The 17,489-nt window shown below is 32.3% G+C and carries 12 protein-coding genes and 1 pseudogene; 6 read left to right on the top strand and 7 right to left on the bottom strand.

The genetic code is table 11. From position 1 onward, the window contains the following. Nucleotides 1–162 precede the first annotated feature (162 nt). From ABGT36_RS03755 to istB, 3 genes are all read left to right on the top strand, one after another. A complete protein-coding gene (locus tag ABGT36_RS03755; RefSeq protein WP_300627337.1) occupies nucleotides 163–477 on the top strand; it encodes a transposase in 315 nt (104 codons plus the stop codon). 284 nt (nucleotides 478–761) lie between these two features. Continuing rightward, entirely contained in the window at nucleotides 762–1,976 is a 1,215-nt protein-coding gene (istA, locus tag ABGT36_RS03750) for an IS21 family transposase (RefSeq protein WP_346676895.1), read from the top strand. 26 nt (nucleotides 1,977–2,002) lie between these two features. Further along, entirely contained in the window at nucleotides 2,003–2,755 is a 753-nt protein-coding gene (gene istB / locus ABGT36_RS03745; protein WP_346676893.1) for an IS21-like element helper ATPase IstB, read from the top strand. 38 nt (nucleotides 2,756–2,793) lie between these two features. On the opposite strand, the gene ABGT36_RS03740 is transcribed toward istB, so the two are convergent. After that, complete coding sequence (locus ABGT36_RS03740; protein WP_346676891.1) at nucleotides 2,794–3,369, bottom strand: transposase; 576 nt, start codon at nucleotides 3,367–3,369, stop codon at nucleotides 2,794–2,796. Between the two features lie 311 nt (nucleotides 3,370–3,680). Between ABGT36_RS03740 and ABGT36_RS03735 the strand changes: the two are divergent. Beyond that, nucleotides 3,681–4,052: pseudogene (locus ABGT36_RS03735) on the top strand (transposase); the annotation flags it as partial. Between the two features lie 278 nt (nucleotides 4,053–4,330). Here ABGT36_RS03735 and ABGT36_RS03730 read toward each other — a convergent pair. From ABGT36_RS03730 to serC, 4 genes are all read right to left on the bottom strand, one after another. After that, nucleotides 4,331–8,989, bottom strand: coding sequence for an alpha-L-fucosidase (locus tag ABGT36_RS03730; RefSeq protein WP_346676889.1), 4,659 nt, complete (start codon nucleotides 8,987–8,989; stop codon nucleotides 4,331–4,333). 27 nt (nucleotides 8,990–9,016) lie between these two features. Continuing rightward, nucleotides 9,017–10,984: a family 16 glycosylhydrolase gene (locus ABGT36_RS03725; RefSeq protein ID WP_087373463.1), complete on the bottom strand. Its 1,968-nt coding sequence runs from the start codon at nucleotides 10,982–10,984 to the stop codon at nucleotides 9,017–9,019. Between the two features lie 298 nt (nucleotides 10,985–11,282). After that, nucleotides 11,283–12,446, bottom strand: coding sequence for a phosphoglycerate dehydrogenase (locus ABGT36_RS03720; RefSeq protein ID WP_296884324.1), 1,164 nt, complete (start codon nucleotides 12,444–12,446; stop codon nucleotides 11,283–11,285). Nucleotides 12,447–12,458: 12 nt separating this feature from the next. Further along, nucleotides 12,459–13,544 carry a 3-phosphoserine/phosphohydroxythreonine transaminase gene (gene serC, locus ABGT36_RS03715; protein WP_087300077.1) on the bottom strand — a complete coding sequence of 362 codons (1,086 nt, stop codon included), beginning with the start codon at nucleotides 13,542–13,544 and terminating at the stop codon, nucleotides 12,459–12,461. A gap of 202 nt (nucleotides 13,545–13,746) precedes the next feature. On the opposite strand from serC, the gene ABGT36_RS03710 reads away from it, so the two are divergent. Then, nucleotides 13,747–15,432 carry a VanW family protein gene (locus tag ABGT36_RS03710; RefSeq protein ID WP_239406411.1) on the top strand — a complete coding sequence of 562 codons (1,686 nt, stop codon included), beginning with the start codon at nucleotides 13,747–13,749 and terminating at the stop codon, nucleotides 15,430–15,432. A 22-nt stretch (nucleotides 15,433–15,454) separates the two neighbouring features. Here the strand turns inward: ABGT36_RS03710 and ABGT36_RS03705 are convergent, their stop codons facing one another. After that, nucleotides 15,455–16,021, bottom strand: a complete 567-nt coding sequence (locus tag ABGT36_RS03705) for a UbiX family flavin prenyltransferase (RefSeq protein WP_346676886.1) — start codon at nucleotides 16,019–16,021, stop codon at nucleotides 15,455–15,457. After that, nucleotides 16,021–16,950 carry a UbiD family decarboxylase gene (locus ABGT36_RS03700; protein WP_346676884.1) on the bottom strand — a complete coding sequence of 310 codons (930 nt, stop codon included), beginning with the start codon at nucleotides 16,948–16,950 and terminating at the stop codon, nucleotides 16,021–16,023. The genes ABGT36_RS03705 and ABGT36_RS03700 overlap by 1 nt, the downstream gene beginning before the upstream one ends. Between ABGT36_RS03700 and ABGT36_RS03695 the strand changes: the two genes are divergently transcribed. Continuing rightward, the gene (locus ABGT36_RS03695; RefSeq protein ID WP_087373436.1) at nucleotides 16,946–17,461 is read left to right on the top strand and encodes a LysR family transcriptional regulator substrate-binding protein; all 516 of its coding nucleotides are present in this window, start codon (nucleotides 16,946–16,948) and stop codon (nucleotides 17,459–17,461) included. The genes ABGT36_RS03700 and ABGT36_RS03695 overlap by 5 nt on opposite strands. Nucleotides 17,462–17,489: the final 28 nt, after the last annotated feature.

Genomic DNA, 17,489 nt, shown 5'->3' with positions numbered 1-17,489 from the left:
ACGAAATAAAATAGTTAAAGCCTTTATACAAAAAAGACAATGACTCAGTTAAATACAGCTGAGAAACATTGTCTTTTTTGGTATAATTAGATTATGGAAACAATAACTTTTACACAATCTAATTACATAACTCATTATAACGCAATTCAGGTGTCTTTGCCAATGGATATTGGAACAATTATTGATCCAAATGATCCGGTTGTTTCTTTCTTAAAGGTGATGGAAGGAGTGAACTGTTCTAAATATATTAAAAATATCAGTTACCGAGGCAGAAAGGGATATGACAAAGGAATGCTGTTAAGAATTATTTTATTTGCCTACATGATCGGAGAAAGACATTTGCGAACTATCGAAACGTTATGCAAATATGATATTCGTTTTATGCTGCTTGCTGATCATCATCAGCCCAGTCATATGGTTTTTCAAAGATTTATGAATAACAGCCTTAAAGCTAATATCGATGATATCTTTTTTTGATGTTTCGAAAAAGATAGGAACGATGATGGATATCAACGAGTCTATTGCTTATATTGATGGTACGAAAATAGAAGCTTATGCAAATAAATATTCCTTTGTTTATAAAACCAGAATACTTAATGCCAGAACAAAAATGTTTTTTAATATAACTGAGGATATTGTTAATAGTAAAATAAAGATAACCAAAAAGGTTGGTATAATAATTACCAGTTTCGGCAATGAAAAACTATCCTAAGGTTATCTTTTTTGATAGAATCTTCTGTATTCAAATACAGGAGATTATTATGGAAAGAAATATTATAGGAGATTTATTAATTTTGAAACAAATGAATATTAAACCCAACTTTAGCGAACTTGCCAGAATCTACGATATGGATAGACATACAGTAGCTAAATACTGGCGTGAAGGAGGAATAAAAAAAGTGGAACGTAAACCTAGAAAAAGTATTCTGGATAAATATAGCGATGAAATCACTAGATTGTTTGAGAAGCCTGGTGTTCATAAACGTGCTGCATATGAGTATCTTCTAGACAGGTATGGTGAGGACAATATCGGAACTTACAATAATTTTAAACATTACACTTGGAAACGTGATATGAAGCCACAAAAAACTGTCAAGCCTCATGTCAGATATGAAACAAGGCCTGGCCAACAATTGCAGGTAGACTGGAAAGAAAATCTTAGAATGACGACCATTCATGGTGAAGTCATAGAATTCAATCTCATGACATCTACACTTGGCTATTCACGTGAACATATATTTGTCTATACCAAAGGAAAAACAACTGAAGACTTCCTTAGATGCATCATCGATACCTTATACAGGCTTGGAGGAACCCCTGAACATATACTTACTGACAATATGACAGCTGTAGTGAGCATTACTAATGGCTCTAAAAGAAAGCATCAGAAAATCAGAGCCTTTGAAAAGGATAGCGGCATGAAGATAAGGCTATGCAAAACAAGAAGTCCACAGACAAAAGGAAAAGATGAATCAGCCAACAGATTCATTTCCTGGCTGAATGCATATGATGGCGAGATTGAAAATGAAGAAGAACTTATCCATCTTATTGAAAAGATCAATAGACGAGTCAATAACACCATCAATCAGACAACGAATATGCCGCCGCATGTTCTCTTTGAAAAAGAAAAGGAATATCTCAGACCCTTACCAAACAAAGTGATGCTCGATAGCTATGTAGATAATGTCATTACGCAGATAGTGCCACCAACACTACTGGTTACCTACAATGGATCTGGATATTCCGTTCCTACAAAGTTTATCAACAAAAGAGTCAAGCTAGTACCAATTGAAAATAAACTTTATGTATATTTTAACACAGAACTTGTGACAGTACATCAAATAAACAAAAATAAATTCAACTACAAACACGATCATTATCAGGAGGCACTGCATCATACAATCTGCAACAAGGATATAGATATCGATGCAATTGCAGAAGAAAATTTAAAACTGCTTGAAAGGATAGGTAAATAAGGATGGCAACAAACTATAACAGGCTCATGAACAATCTGGAAACATTGAAGCTCGATCGCATAAGAGAATATTTAGATACATATATAAGCATGGTAAATGAAGGAAAGAAGGATATGGTGGAAGCACTATATGAACTGACTAATTTTGAAATGGAACTTAGGAATGAACGAGCGATGAACGCATGCGTGAAGGTGGCCAATTTCCCATATATAAAAACATTTGAGGATTTTGATTTTTCATATCAGCCTTCGATCAGCAAGGAGCAGATACTTGATTTTAGAAATCTCAGATTTATGGAAAAAACAGAAAATATTCTTCTCATTGGAACCCCAGGTGTAGGAAAAACACATCTGGCGACATCAATTGGAATAGAAGCAGCGAAAAACAGAAACAGTACATATTTCATAAACTGCAATGATCTCATCCTACAGCTAAAAAGAGCCCATCTAGAAAACAGACTAGAAACACGATTGAAATTCTTTGCAAAATATAAGCTACTTATCATAGATGAGGTAGGGTTTCTTCCGCTGGATAGCGAATCATCGAATCTTCTTTTTCAATTGATAACAAAAAGGTATGAGAAACATTCAACAATCATAACAACCAACAAATCACTGTCACGATGGGGAGAGGTTTTTGGTGATAATGTATTAGCGAATGCAATCTTAGACAGACTTATTCATCATTCACATATCATAAATATCACAGGAAGGTCATATCGAACAAAGGATAAGATATCCATGATTGAGGATGATGATCATAACAACCAGAACTGGTGAAAATTAAACTAACACTTTTGGTAAATTTTATATTGACATTAACAATCAATAGCTTCAGTAGATAGAACTTCATTCATTATGGCTTTAGCTGTTTTTCCAAAAGGATCAGAAACAACAGAAGCAAGAGCGATATTGGAAACGGTCATAGAATTCTGATAACGATTCCGTTCAGAAGTACGCATACAGATGAGCTTGAAGTGGTAACGAGAGAGATCTCTTAATTCACGAATATCCTTAGGCGGGATAAAAGATGATTTGAGAAGATCATGTTTGAAAAGATCACAAATCCATTTGGAATCTTTCTTGTCCGTTTTTTTGCCTTTGATAGCTTTGACATATTTAGGATGAACAAGGACAATATTCATTTTAGATTCAGTCTCAAGAATATTGAAGACAGGGATCCAATATTTACCGGTAGATTCCATGCAGACATCAAAGCATTTGTGCTCAATAAGCCAGTTTTTAAGGTTATAGAGATCATAGTTAAGAGAAGAGAAATCTTTTTGAATATATTCAGTGACACGAGTTTTCTTGTCAGTGATACCAATGGTAGCAACAATAAGATTCTTGTGAACATCAAGACCGGCACAATTAAAACGGTGGATTTTAAGCATAAAAAAACTCCTTTCAAAAAAGGAGAAGTGGCATTGACTGTCAGTCTGCGAAATATCACTATAGTTGATTAAAACAATCTTAAGTGTCCAGGCTCTAAGTCCTACTTGTTTGTGCTTGAAAGACTAACGGCGACTTATAAATATTCAGGATATTCTATATCGAGTAGAATTGCCTACTCTCCTCCACGTGCTCTGTAGTATACCACCTCTCTTATAGGATACTACAAAAACGATTGGAGAGAAATTATTTTTAATAAAATGTTTGTGTCCGACCGACGAAGACGGACGGAAATGGAGGAAAATATGATGAAAGTGGAGAATATCTGAAAATAAGCCAACGATATACAAGCAAAAACACATGTAAAGGATGTCCACATCGCGAAGAATGCTATAAAGGAAAAGGAGAAAGTAAAACAGTCAGCAGAAATGCTGTTTTAAACGAGTTTTATGCAGTTGTCGATGAAAACCTGTCAAGCGAGTTTGGAAAAGAATTAAAGAAACAAAGAAGCATCCAGGCAGAAGGAGCATTAGGAGTAATAAAAGAAGATATGAATTTCACAAGATTCACGAGAAGAGGATTATCGAACGCGAAAATGGAATTTTTACTGGTGTGTTTAGGATATAATTTTAAGAAATATCACAAAAACAGAATAAGAGAAAAGAAAAAACAGCTGATAAACTAGTGAAAAGGAAAGAAAACGCTATGAAATGTCACATTGAAAAGAGTGAATCTGGCTGAGGATACCCTCATTGCGCCTAAAAACAGCCAAAAAGAAGAGAGAATAACATAAAATATTATAAAATATCGTAAGAGATGCAATTATAGCTGATAATTGTATTTTATTTTGCAGAAAAAAGCTGAAACGAGTTCAACTTTCCTTTTAAAAAGTTATTTCGTTACAGCCTCTTCTGCCACCTTTAATCATAGAATCATTTTTTAAGGAATATCTTATTATAAATCTTAATAATCAATTTCTTTTGTTCTTTTTAAAACTCCCCATGCACCTAAACAACTTAAAGCCATTAAAACCATAAATGGTGCCATATTGATATCATCACCTGTTTTACTTGCATTACCATTTTCAGGATTACTACTATCATTATTTCCGTTAGAAGGATTTTGAGATCCGTTGTTATTATTATCACCAGAATCTCCAGAACCTGGTTTATCTCCTGGTTTGTCAGGTGTTTGACCTGGATCTTCTTCTAAATCAGAAATTTTTGTTAATAAATTAATTGCTTTAGATAAGCGATCATACATTTTATCAACACTATCTTGATTTTCAAAACTTAAATCTGAATCTAATAATGTTTGTGCATCAGATAATACTAATTCAAAGACATCAACACTTGCAGGTGTATATCCTTCTAAATCAATTGCTTTTGCTTGAGCAACTAATTTTTCTAAATCTTCAATAAATGCTTTTTTACGAGCGTTTTCAACACCATATTTTAATGTTCTAACCATAGCTGCTACTTCATTTTCAGTTGCATTTTCATTATTATATACTTCTTTAGCTTTAGCTAAGTTTTCTTCTAATCCATAAACACTATATTTAGAATAATCATCAATATTATCAACAATTTCTTGAACTTTTGCAATATATTGAGCTAATTCAGTTTTATCAACAACTTCTAATAAACCATCAATTGCTGTTTGTAAATCAGCTTTTGCTTGCTCAAGTTGTTCAACTGATGCTTCATCATTTTCATAAACTTCTTCAACTGCTACTAATACTGTTTTTAAATTTTCAATTGTTGCAGTTTGATAATCAGATGCATTTTCTAAAATAGCTTTTGCATCTTCAATTAAAGCTTTTAAGTCAGCTCTAGCCATAGATTCTTTATCACTGAAATAAACAATATCAAATTTATCTAATTGAGGTGAATTAGTACTTGGTGCAGTAAATACAATTTTACCTTTACCAGCTTCAGTTATTTCAACTAAGAAATCAACAGTTTTAACAACAGAAGCATCACTGTTACCTGCTGCAACTTCACCATCAATTACTTTATCACCAGACCATACTAATTTATTAGTATCAGAACCACTACGATATGTAGCTGTGAATTGATAAATTCCTGCATTAGGAGCATTATAATGGATAACTAATTGATCGCCACTATTTAAGCAATTGACAAATTGACCACCACTAGCCCAAGTGCCAGATTCAATTCCTAATTTCCATTGTTCATTTGCATCACCAGTATTGATTAGTTCAGTTTTTTCAGCTTCTAAAGTAACTTTATTTTCAGAACCAATTTTTTCAGGGAATTCAAATGGTGTACTTTCATTGTAGTATTTAAATTTGAATGTTGCTTCAATAGTACTATCTTTTGAAAGTTCAGTAAATGTATAAGAAGTAATAGCTCCTTGAGATTCACCATTTACTTTTACATCTTCAATTTCATAACCATTATCTGGTGTTATTGTATATGTCACATCAGAAAGCTCTGTATAAACGTTATCTCCTGAAGGAGTAATTGTACCACCAGTTCCAGCAGTTGCTTTAATTGTAAATTCTTTCCAATTTAAATCACTTGCTGTAATATCTAATTTATCTAATTGTGGTCCATTTTTAGTACCAGCAGTTAGAACAAGTGTTCCAGCACCAGCTTCAACAACTTCAATTTCAAATTCTTTTGTTTTTGTAACAGTTGCATCATCATTTCCAGCTACAACTGATACGTTTTTAATTTTTCCATCTACTTCACTAACATCAAAACTATTTTCTTCGCTACCACTGCGATATGTTAAAACTACTTTATATTTACCTGCTCTAGAAGCGTTATATGGTACTTCAATTTGATCACCGGCATTGAAGCAGTTAATAATCTTTTTATTACTTGCCCAATCACGTTCTTCAACAGCTAAAACATATTCTTCGTTTTCACCAGTATTTTTTAATGTAGCTAATTCAGCTTCAAGAACTTTTGTTTCATCTTTTTTAACTGGCATAATAAATGGATCTTCTTCACTATAATTATCACGAACTACTAATCCATTAATTGCTACAGTTAAATTACGATAAGCATTACCATATTGAATAATAGTAGCATCACTATCTGCTAATGTTTCTTTAGCAGCTTTGAAAGCATCTTGGAAAGCATCCCATCCAGAAACATATAAGTATTCTTGAGTATTTAATATTTCACCTTGAGCTATTAACTCAGCTAATTGTTCTTTAGTTTTAACATCACGATCTTCAATTGTGATTGTTGCAACTTTATTAAATCCAATGATTACATCATTTGTTGCGTTAACTAAATTCATTGTAAATGATGTATCACCTTGAATACGACTATCGTATTTTGTATATAAACTAACTTGTTTTTCAGTTTCTCCAGGAGCAAATGTTAAAGTTCCACCACTTAAGTTAGCATCATAGTTACCTTGCATTGCTGTACCTGGATTGTTTTCAACTTGTACAACAGCTTCACCGTTAGTTCCACCAACACGTTTAACTGTTAATTTATGTTCTAAAGTAGCACTTTCATCTTCGGCTTCTAAAACACGATAAGCATTATGTTCAAATTCGAACATACCTTTACCTTGATTATCAATTACTGCTGCTGCTTCAATTCCAATAGCATCACTTACTACTCTTAAAGTTAGTGTATGATCACCATCTTCAAGATCATCTGATGCATAAAGAACATTTCCAACACTACGCTTACTAGCTTTAGTATCGATTTCAACTTCTGGACCATTATCAACACTAATCATTGCTTTACCATGATTTGGATCTAATGTTCCCATCAAGTAAGCTTTTGTACCATGGAAATTTAATGTTAATTCACTACCCTCATTTGCGTACATGCTTGTACCATTGATAAAATCTTTACCTTTTTCTTGGACCCAACTATTATTATATGTAAATCCAAATCCATCACTAGTGTCTTTATCAGTATTATCAACTACTGTTAATCCTTCAGGTACAGATGAATTTAATTCTAATCCACCTGTTGCTTTATAAACACCGATTTCACTAATTAATGGTGAAGTGTCTTCATTTGTAGATACTGTTACTTTTACATATCTAGCTTTAACTGGTGAAGTTCTGCTTAATCGTTTAGATCCAACAGTAGTTCCTTCATCCATTGTTTCCCAGCTTTGTAAATCATTACTATATTCAACTTTATAATTAGTAATTCTTTGTCCTAATTGAATTGCTTCTTCAATTGAAACAACATCAAAATTAGTTGTTTCTCCTAAATCAATTAAAACACTTCCCATACTATTTCCAGCTTCTGGAGTCCAGTATGTATCTTGATCACCATCTAAAACATTTGAAGCTGAATAAGCTTTAGAATTACCTAATACAGTATCAGCATAAGCAGCTTTATCTTCTGCTTTATTAGTTTTAAAAGTATTTTTTACGGCATTACCAAATTCAACAATTCTTTCTTGAATCGCTTTATCTAATTTTCCTTCGTCATTTGGTGGTACATTTAATAACAATGTTCCATTATGACCAACTGATCTAAAATACATTTCTGAAAGTTCTTCCATTGATTTTGGAGTCTTTTTAGTATTTCCCCAGAACCATCCAGAAGTAATTCTGGCATCACATTCAGGAACTGTCCAAACATCTCCATCAGGATATCCAGCTGCATAACCAGTGCTTTCATCCCAACCAGTATCAATATCAGTTGCTTTTCCATCTTTGTAAATAAGTTTTGCTTGAGCCCAGTTAGTATCTGGAGCAAATCCTAACTCATTTCCAATCCATCTAACTGTTGTTTTAGCACCAGAACCAAACAACAAACAATCAGCTTCTCTACCCGCTTCTTTTCCTTCGTATTTTTGGATAGTTGCAAACCAGTCATCAAAATTATAATTTTGTGTTTTATAACCTGAACCTTTAGCTCCATCCATCCAGATTTCTACGAATTCACCCTTATTACCATATTTATCGTTACCTAATATTTCTTCTAGTTGATTACGATAATATTCATTGTAATCATAAACATCTTTTTCTTCTACTTCTTCCCAGCTCATTCCATTTAATGGCTGTCCATCTGATCCAACTAAAGCATTACCATCTTTATCAAAATAACCATAGCTTTGATCATGAATATCCCATGGTGATAAGTAAAGTCCCATATCCATATCATAATCACTACATGCTTTAGAAATTTCAGCTAAGATGTCACCTTCACCATTTTTATAATTAGTACTAGCAACATCATATTTAGTATATTCACTAGCCCAGATACAGAAACCATCATGATGTTTTGCTGTAACAATTAAGCGTTTAAATCCGGCATTTTTTAATGTTTCCACTAAAGTTTCAGCATCAAAATCATCATTAGGACCTAATGTAAAAATTTCAGCTGGAGGTGTATTTCCATAGTTTTCACCCCATTCAATTTCATTGAATGTATTAGGACCAAAATGACAAAATGCAGCTAGTTCTTGTTTTTGATATTCATATTGCAAAGCATCTGGTGTTGGCCCATATGCTTCAGGAGCAGCAACTTCACTATTATTTAGCTGACTATCATCAACCCAGCCATCTAATGTTTGAGCCTTGCTTGAAGATACTGTTGCTGGAAGAACCAAAGCACCAGCCATTGCTGCAGCTGCGATTTTCCGCATCATTTTTTTATTCTTCATACTCTTTTCCCTTTCTTAATTTTATTTCTACTTTTCTTTTAAACGAGCCATACTATCATCTAATAACGCAATTGCACTATCAATATATTCTTGATTTGCACTAACATCATCATTTATTTCTTTAGCCCAGTTAACACTTTTATTTAAATAATCAAGCGTTTTTTCAGTATAAACATCTGTTTTAAGCAATAATGCTTCTGCTTCAGCTATTTTTTCTTGTAAAATGTTCTTATCACTTTCAACTATTGTCAATTTAACCGTTTTACGATTTAAAACGTAAGCTTGTGTTCGGTCTAATTGATTTGGATCTTTTGGATCCGGTTTAGCTGATTTAGGAATTGCCGTAATATGTAAATCATATGTACCAGCTGGTAAATTTTTTAAGCTTTCTAAATCATCTTTACCTTTACAAACTAAAGAAACTTCAGTTTTTCCACCGTTATTTACAAACATTGGTGCATCATTAATTGAAAAATCTAAATAATGATCAGCATCAGTTGTTACATTTTCTAATAAATTCACTGTTGTTCCTTTTTGCATTGTAATATCACTAGCACCATTTATTTCTGGCACATTTGCATAATAAGCTTCAGCATCTGCTTGTTGTTGTGGGCTTCGAGCATAATAAACATAGTCAATATCATAAGTAGTTCCTGCCAAATCAGTTCCAACTGGACCAGGCCAAGCTCCACCCATAGCTAAATTGAATTGAATATATTGTGGTTTATCCAAAGCATTTACGGCTGCTTGATCATCACTATAATCAACAGTTCTAACAATTTGATTATCAACATACCATTCAATTTTTCCTTTTGACCAGTTAATTCCAAATACATGGTATTCATCATTAAAGTTTCCAGAATTTAAACTAGCTGCTGTTCCATTTCCAGCATATTTACCACTATCATTATCATCAGTACCATAATGCAATGTCTGATATACTGTACGGTTATTATAGCTGCCATCAACGCTGTCACCAGTTAATTCCATGATATCAACCTCTCCACAGCGTGGCCAGCCATATCCCTGGTCAGCTGCAATATCACCATCTAAAGAAAAATCTGCACCTAATGTCCAAAATGCCGGGAATACACCTTGTCCTTTAGGCAATTTTGCTTTCATTTCAATTCTTCCATATAAAAATTCTTGTTTACCATGGCTACGAACACTTCCAGAATTGTAAATTACTCGTCGACTGTTATCGCGAGGATTATCATATTGATCTTCTTTAGCACGATCAGTAGCTTTTAAAACTAATTTACCATCAGTTGCTGTTTCATCAGTGTCAATATAAACATTTTCTTCACTTTTAACATAGTGTTGTTGTTCAATACCACGAATACATCCTAACTCATAATCCCAATTATCTTCATTTAATTTACCTTCATTAAAATCATCAGCCCAAATAAAGTCGTATGTTGTATCATCTTCAACACCTTCTCCACCGTCAGTTACACTTACATCACTGATCCAAGCTTCACTAGCAACAATATCACTAGCATCGCCCCATTTAACAAATTCGATTCTTAAACTTTCATGGTCACCAGAATTGAATTTAAAAGTATATTCTTTCCATTCGCTTCCAGAAATACCTTGCCAAGTACCATCTAAAATCCCAGCATTAGGAATTCGAATATCACAGTTTACCCCATTACCATTTTCTGATAATTTAGCTTTGTAAGTAACTGTATAATCAGTATCCCTTTTCAACGATAACACCTGACCAAAAGATGCATCATTAACACCAGCTTTTAAATGCCCTGTGTTTTTTCCATCTACAGCTTGAATGTCAGCGTTTTTCCATTGCCAGGCACTGCTGCTTGAAAAATCACCACCAGTTACCGCTTCACCACCACTACCTGGACGTTCTAATTTAATCAGGTCGTGTTCATGGGCAACATTATTAGCTTCAACCTTATCAGAATTATTTAATCCTGCAATTAATGGAACTGCCAATAATGAAGCCAATAAAATTTTCAATCCTTTCTTCTTCATTTTTTCAATCCTTTCATTTATTTGCATTCTATTCCCGTAACATAAATATGCACTATCATTATAGCACTCGGTAAAATGCACCACAATATATTTTACTAAATTTTACTATAAAAATTAGTAAAATATATTAATAATCATAATTTAAACCAACAAAAATTACTGAAAATATTTATATTTTAATAAAAATAACTATTATCACATATAATTATTTAGTAAATTTTATTAATTTATTTATGATAAAAAGCACACTTTTTTCAAAGTGTGCTTTTTTTAGTATCTTTTAATAAAACCATTTATATTAGTCTACAATAACACGAACATTAATTACACCTTTAGCTGCTTCAATTCGATCAATAATATCCTGACGAACTTCATCATCAGTATCAATTAATGTATAAGCATATTCTCCACGTGAACGATTGACCATATTTTCAATATTCAAATTATGATCTGCGAATAAATTAGAAATTCTCGCTAAAATATTTGGTACATTTTTATTGATTACACAAATTCTCGTTTTAGATTCACGAGCTTGTTTTACCCCTGGAAAATTAACAGAATTTACAATATTTCCATTTTCTAAATATTCTCTAATTTCTGATACCGCCATTTTAGCACAATTATCTTCAGATTCCGGTGTACTAGCTCCAAGATGTGGCAAGATAATAATATTATCTTTTCCAAGTAACTCTGGTGAGGCAAAATCACTAATATATTTTCCAACTTTACCACTAGCTACTGCTTCTAGTAAATCTTCGTTATTAACTAAATCACCACGAGCAAAATTCAATAATTTTACGCCATCTTTCATCATCGCAAAAGCTTCTTTATTTAAAAAGCCACGAGTTTCTTTAGTACTAGGAACATGAATTGAAATATAATCACATTCTTTATAAATTTCTTCTAAACTTGCTGCTTGACGAGCATGTTTTGATAAAGCCCAGGCAGCATCAACTCGAATATATGGATCATATCCTTTTACTTTCATATTTAATTTAATTGCAGCATTAGCAACATTAACCCCAATTGCACCTAAACCAATAATCCCCAATGTTTTTCCTTCAATTTCTGGTCCAACAAAATTACTTTTACCTTTTTCAGCTGTTTTAGCTACATCTAGATCATCTTTTAATCCCTCTACCCATTTAATACTTTCAACGATCTTTCTAGAAGCTAGAAACAAACTACAAATTACTAATTCTTTAACCGCATTAGCATTAGCCCCAGGTGTATTAAAGACAACTATTCCATTTTCACTGCATTTTTCAATTGGAATATTATTCACCCCAGCACCAGCACGAGCAATCGCTTTTAGATTTGAATTAAAATCATAATCATGTAAAGACGCTGATCTAACTAAAATTGCATCTTCATTTTCGACATCTTCTCCATATGAATAGTTTGTATCAAACTCATCTAATCCAACTTGAGAAATCTTATTTAATAATTTTATATTGTACATAATTAATCACCCCTATTTATTTGCTGCTTCAAATTCTTTCATGAAAGCAACTAATTTTTCTACCCCTTCTAATGGCATCGCATTGTAAATAGAAGCTCTAATTCCCCCAACAGAGCGGTGTCCTTTTAAATTAGTCATTCCTGCTTCGATGCTTTCTTTTACAAACTTAGCATCTAATTCTTTAGATGGAGTTGTAAAAGTAACATTCATTAATGAACGATTATCCTTATCACTATGAGCTTTATAAAAATCACTGCTATCAAGATAATCATAAAGTAGTTTAGCTTTTTCAATATTTCTTTTTTCCATCACTTCTAAACCACCCATTTCATCAATCCATTCTAGAACTAAGCCTAAAACATAAATTGCATAAGCTGGTGGTGTATTATACATTGAATCATTTTCAATCATCAAAGTATAATCTAATAATACTGGTGTTGTTGCACTAACTTTTTGCAATAAATCTTTTTTAATAATAGCTACACCAAGACCAGCAATCCCCATATTTTTTTGAGCCCCAGCATAAATCATGCCATACTTAGATACATCAATTGGTTTTGATAAAATATTTGATGACATATCAGCAATAATTGGTACCCCATTAGTTTCAGGAACATATTTCCATTCTGTACCATAAATAGTGTTATTAGCACATAAATGAACATATGATGCCTCAGGATCCAATTTTAATTCATCTTGTGTTGGAATATGTTTAAAATCATTATCACTTCCATCATAGGCAATATTAATTTCCCCATATTTTTTAGCTTCTGTAGCTGCCTTTTTACTAAATGAACCAGTGATAATATAATCAGCTTTACCATTTTTTAATAAGTTTAATGGTACCATTGAAAACTGTTGTGTTGCTCCCCCTTGTATAAACACAATTTCATAACCATCTGGAATATTCATTACTTTTTTTAATAAGTCTTTAGTCTTATTAAAGATATCCAAATAGGAAGAGGATCTATGACTCATCTCCATTACGCTCATTCCGCTGTTTTCATAGTTCAACATTTGTTTAGCCGCTTTTTCTAATACCGGCACAGGTAACATTGAAGGACCTGCAGAAAAATTAAACACTCTTTTTTCAGTCATATTCATACCTTCCTTTCTTGTATTTAAACCTCATTATATTGTATACAATATGATTTGTAAAGTAAAAAATTGAATAATTGTATACAACAACACATTTTTTTGTTTTAATTAATAATTTCTTAAGAAAACTTATTTTTTCCCATTCGACCGAAAATAAATTGAATTATGACTAGTTCTAGTATATGATAGAGGGGATAAAAAAATGTGGGGTGAAAGTATGATAAATATGTCTAAATTAAAGATGCCTAAATTAAAAATGAATAAACGTGCATTCATTTTAACTGCAGGAATAATTGTTTTAATTTTCATAATTTATATTGGACTATGTTTTATTGCAAGTGGTAATGATTTCATTAGCAATACCACTATCAATAATATTGATGTTGGGAAAATGACTAGTCAGGAAGCAACCACTGCTTTACAAGACCAATTTAATAAAGATATTAAAAATCCAAATCTTACTTTAACAATCGATAAACAAGAATATCAAATTAATCTACAAGATAATTTACAATTTGATATTAGTAATAAAGTAGAAAAGATCGCTAAGCAATCCGATAATTTCTTTACTAGAGGTTATAATTATCTTTTTAATCATGACCATACTATCGGAGTTGAAATTACTAATGACGATATTTTATCAAACCAAATTTCTAATAGTAATATTCTAACTTATAACACTGCAACAAAAACAGAATATGAAATAAAAGATAATGAAGTAGTATTTACCAAAGGTAAATCAGGGAAAACAGCTGAATTAAAATCAGTAATCAAAACAATCAAAGATGCGTTAAATGATTATGATTTTAAAAATAAAATCGAATACAAACCGGTTGATCACGATTTAACAAAAGACAAAGAAATGGAAACTCTTCATAAAGAATTAGCTAATCGTGCAAGTAATGCAACATTGGACAAAAATAACAACTATGCTATTGTAGATGGTCAAGTAGGTGCTTCATTTGATTTAAAAAAAGCTACTAAACTTTACAATCAAACTCCAGAAGGAAAACAATTTAGTGTTGATGCAAAAATTATTCAACCTAAAATTAGTAAAGAAACACTTGAACAAAACTTATTTAAAGATGTCCTAGGCAGCTATACTACTAATGTTAGTGGTACTGCGGTTAGAAAAAAGAATGTTCGTTTATCTGGTGAAAAATGCAACAATATCATATTATTGCCAGGTGAAGAATTTTCATACAATAATACTGTCGGAAAGAGAACAAAAGAAAACGGTTTTGGCGAAGCAGCAGCTTATTTAAACGGTGAAACAGTTCAAGAAGTAGGTGGTGGAATTTGTCAAACTTCTTCAACTTTATATAACGCTGTATTATTATCTAACTTAGAAGTAACTGAACGAACTAATCATACTTATGTTTCTGGTTATGTCCCAATTGGTCGTGATGCAACTGTTTCATGGGGTGGTCCGGATTTTAAATTCAAAAACGATAAAGAATACCCTATTAAAATAGTAATGTCTTATGCCAATAACAAAATAACCGCTCAAATATATGGTACTAATGTTGATAACACTTATGTAAAAATTACTAGTAAACAACTATCTTCAACACCATATACCACTAAATACGAAGATGATCCAACTTTATTAGAAGGACAAACAGCTGTTAAACAAAAAGGAACTAACGGTAGTAAAGCTCAATCATGGCGAAATGTTTACGATGCTAACGGTAATTTAATTTCTTCTAAAAAAGAAGCTTATAGTGTTTATAAAGGTCACGAGGAAATAATTTTACGCGGTACTATGAAAGCACCAGCAACCCCTACAGCACCCGCTAGCGATCCAGCCACTCCAGCTACACCACCGGCTGATAACAACACAACCGAAGGTAATCAGCCAACCCAGCCACAAACACCAGCTCAATAACAGGCAGTAAAATTACTGCCTGTTATTTTTTATAATCCCACCGTTTATAATCAGAAATATCAATATCAAATTTTTCTAATATCTTACCTACTATATGTATTTCCATATCTTTAATTGTTTTAGGATGCTGATAATATGTTAATACTGGTGGAATAATAAAAAGATTAGGAATTCGTGCTAAATATGCTAAATTATCTAAATGAATTGATGATAAAGGCGCTTCACGAGTTACCAGAATAACTTTACGTTGTTCCTTAATATTAACATCAACAACTCGATTAATCAGATTATCACTATAACCATTTCTAATTCCACCTAGAGTTTTCATACTACACGGAATCACGATTACCCCTGATACTAAATATGTTCCACTAGCAATATTATCACCAATAGCCTCGTTTTCATGAACCACATCCACTAAAGAATATATATCTTCTATTTGATAATTCGTTTCTAACTGTAAAGTTAGTTTAGCACTTTTAGATATTATCAAATGTATTTCACAATCAGTTTTACGCAATTCTTCTAAACAGGTTATCGCTAGTGGGATTCCACTAGCCCCTGTTATAACAACAACAATTCTTTTCATTAATATTTTTCCACCTGCCACTTACTAAGATCAACATCCATAAAATCAGCACGCTTGAAACAATCTTTTAAATGATATGGTACAGTGCCATCAAAAATTGTCTTACAGGCAATCCCATGATCATATATCGAACTAGAGTAATCAGGATCATTAGAAGGATCTAAGGGATGAGTTCGTACTCCTGGAATTGTAACAACATCAACATCACCTTGAAATCTAGTTGTCATTGCCCACATAACATCATTGATATCAAAAATATCAACATCTTCATCAACTATGTAAACATGTTTTAACTCACTAAAGGCACTAAATGCTAGTAATGCTGCCTGACGTTGGCGTCCTTCATCAGAAGGTAATTCTTTTTTAAACTGTATAATAACTACAAACTTACCACCACCAAAACTAGGACAATATACATTCAAAACCTTACCTGGCATTGCCTGTTCAATCATCCTTAAGATACTTGCTTCAGTTGGAATTCCTGCCAAAGAAACATGTTCTTCACTTGGTCCAATCACAGTTTGCATAATCGGATTTTTTCGATGAGTAATTGCTTTAACTTTTATTATCGGTAAACTCGGATTAGCTGGTCCCGTGTACCCCGGAAACTCCGGCATCGCTTTTCCCGTGTTAGAATTTAAATCTTCACGAACTCTTAGTCGAGGTAACAGTTCACCTTCAATAACATATTCAGCATTTGCAATACAATATTCATCTACTGTTTTACATTTTACTAGTTCTACGGCTTGATCTCTTAAACCGCCAGCAATTTGCAATTCATTATAACCAAGTGGCGTTGTTGGTGATTCAAAACAAGACGCTATTTCAATCGCCGGATCAACTCCTATTAAAATAGAAATTGGGAGTGGCTGATTATCGGCTTCTGCCTTTTTCCTAAATGCATCAAGATGTCTAACCCCATTAATCAATCAATTACAAGATAAATATCAATTAGTTATTAATGAATGTGAAGAATTTCAGATTCAAGATGAAATCAACCAAAAAAATTGCGATTTAGCGATCGTTAGAGAAAACTCTATTGATTATAAAAACTATTGCAGTAAAGTAATTGCTCACGACGAATTAGTAGTAGTAATGTCTAAAAATCATCATTTAGCTAATAATAAAGAAATTGATTTTAATGATCTTCAAAATGAAAGTTTCTTATGCATGCCAAAACATACTTATATTTATCAGCTATTTAATGAACTATGTTTAAAATATCATTTTCAACCAAAAATAATGATGAATGCTCGCATAGAATCATTAATTGGGTCATTGCAATCTAATCAAGGAATTAGCTTATTAATGAAAAAAAGTTTATTAGTTTTTAATCATCCTAATTTAATTTATAAATCATTAAAACAACCGGTTTTTAGTAATATTGTTTTACTATATAAAAAGTCGCATCAAGAATTAATCAATAGTTTAATAAAATAAAAAATGGTGATTATCAAAAATCACCATT

The sequence above is a fragment of the Erysipelatoclostridium sp. An173 genome, from assembly GCF_963931465.1.
In the GTDB taxonomy this organism is placed as follows: domain Bacteria; phylum Bacillota_I; class Bacilli_A; order Erysipelotrichales; family Coprobacillaceae; genus Thomasclavelia; species Thomasclavelia merdavium.
This window is presented reverse-complemented; position numbering and strand designations above follow the sequence as displayed.

Coding starts and splice junctions, on each gene's coding strand:
- ABGT36_RS03755 (WP_300627337.1), top strand. CDS start 163: ATGGATATTGGAACAATTATTGATCCAAATGATCCGGTTGTTTCTTTC.
- istA (WP_346676895.1), top strand. CDS start 762: ATGGAAAGAAATATTATAGGAGATTTATTAATTTTGAAACAAATGAAT.
- istB (WP_346676893.1), top strand. CDS start 2,003: ATGAACAATCTGGAAACATTGAAGCTCGATCGCATAAGAGAATATTTA.
- ABGT36_RS03740 (WP_346676891.1), bottom strand. CDS start 3,369: ATGCTTAAAATCCACCGTTTTAATTGTGCCGGTCTTGATGTTCACAAG.
- ABGT36_RS03730 (WP_346676889.1), bottom strand. CDS start 8,989: ATGAAGAATAAAAAAATGATGCGGAAAATCGCAGCTGCAGCAATGGCT.
- ABGT36_RS03725 (WP_087373463.1), bottom strand. CDS start 10,984: ATGAAGAAGAAAGGATTGAAAATTTTATTGGCTTCATTATTGGCAGTT.
- ABGT36_RS03720 (WP_296884324.1), bottom strand. CDS start 12,446: ATGTACAATATAAAATTATTAAATAAGATTTCTCAAGTTGGATTAGAT.
- serC (WP_087300077.1), bottom strand. CDS start 13,544: ATGACTGAAAAAAGAGTGTTTAATTTTTCTGCAGGTCCTTCAATGTTA.
- ABGT36_RS03710 (WP_239406411.1), top strand. CDS start 13,747: ATGTGGGGTGAAAGTATGATAAATATGTCTAAATTAAAGATGCCTAAA.
- ABGT36_RS03705 (WP_346676886.1), bottom strand. CDS start 16,021: ATGAAAAGAATTGTTGTTGTTATAACAGGGGCTAGTGGAATCCCACTA.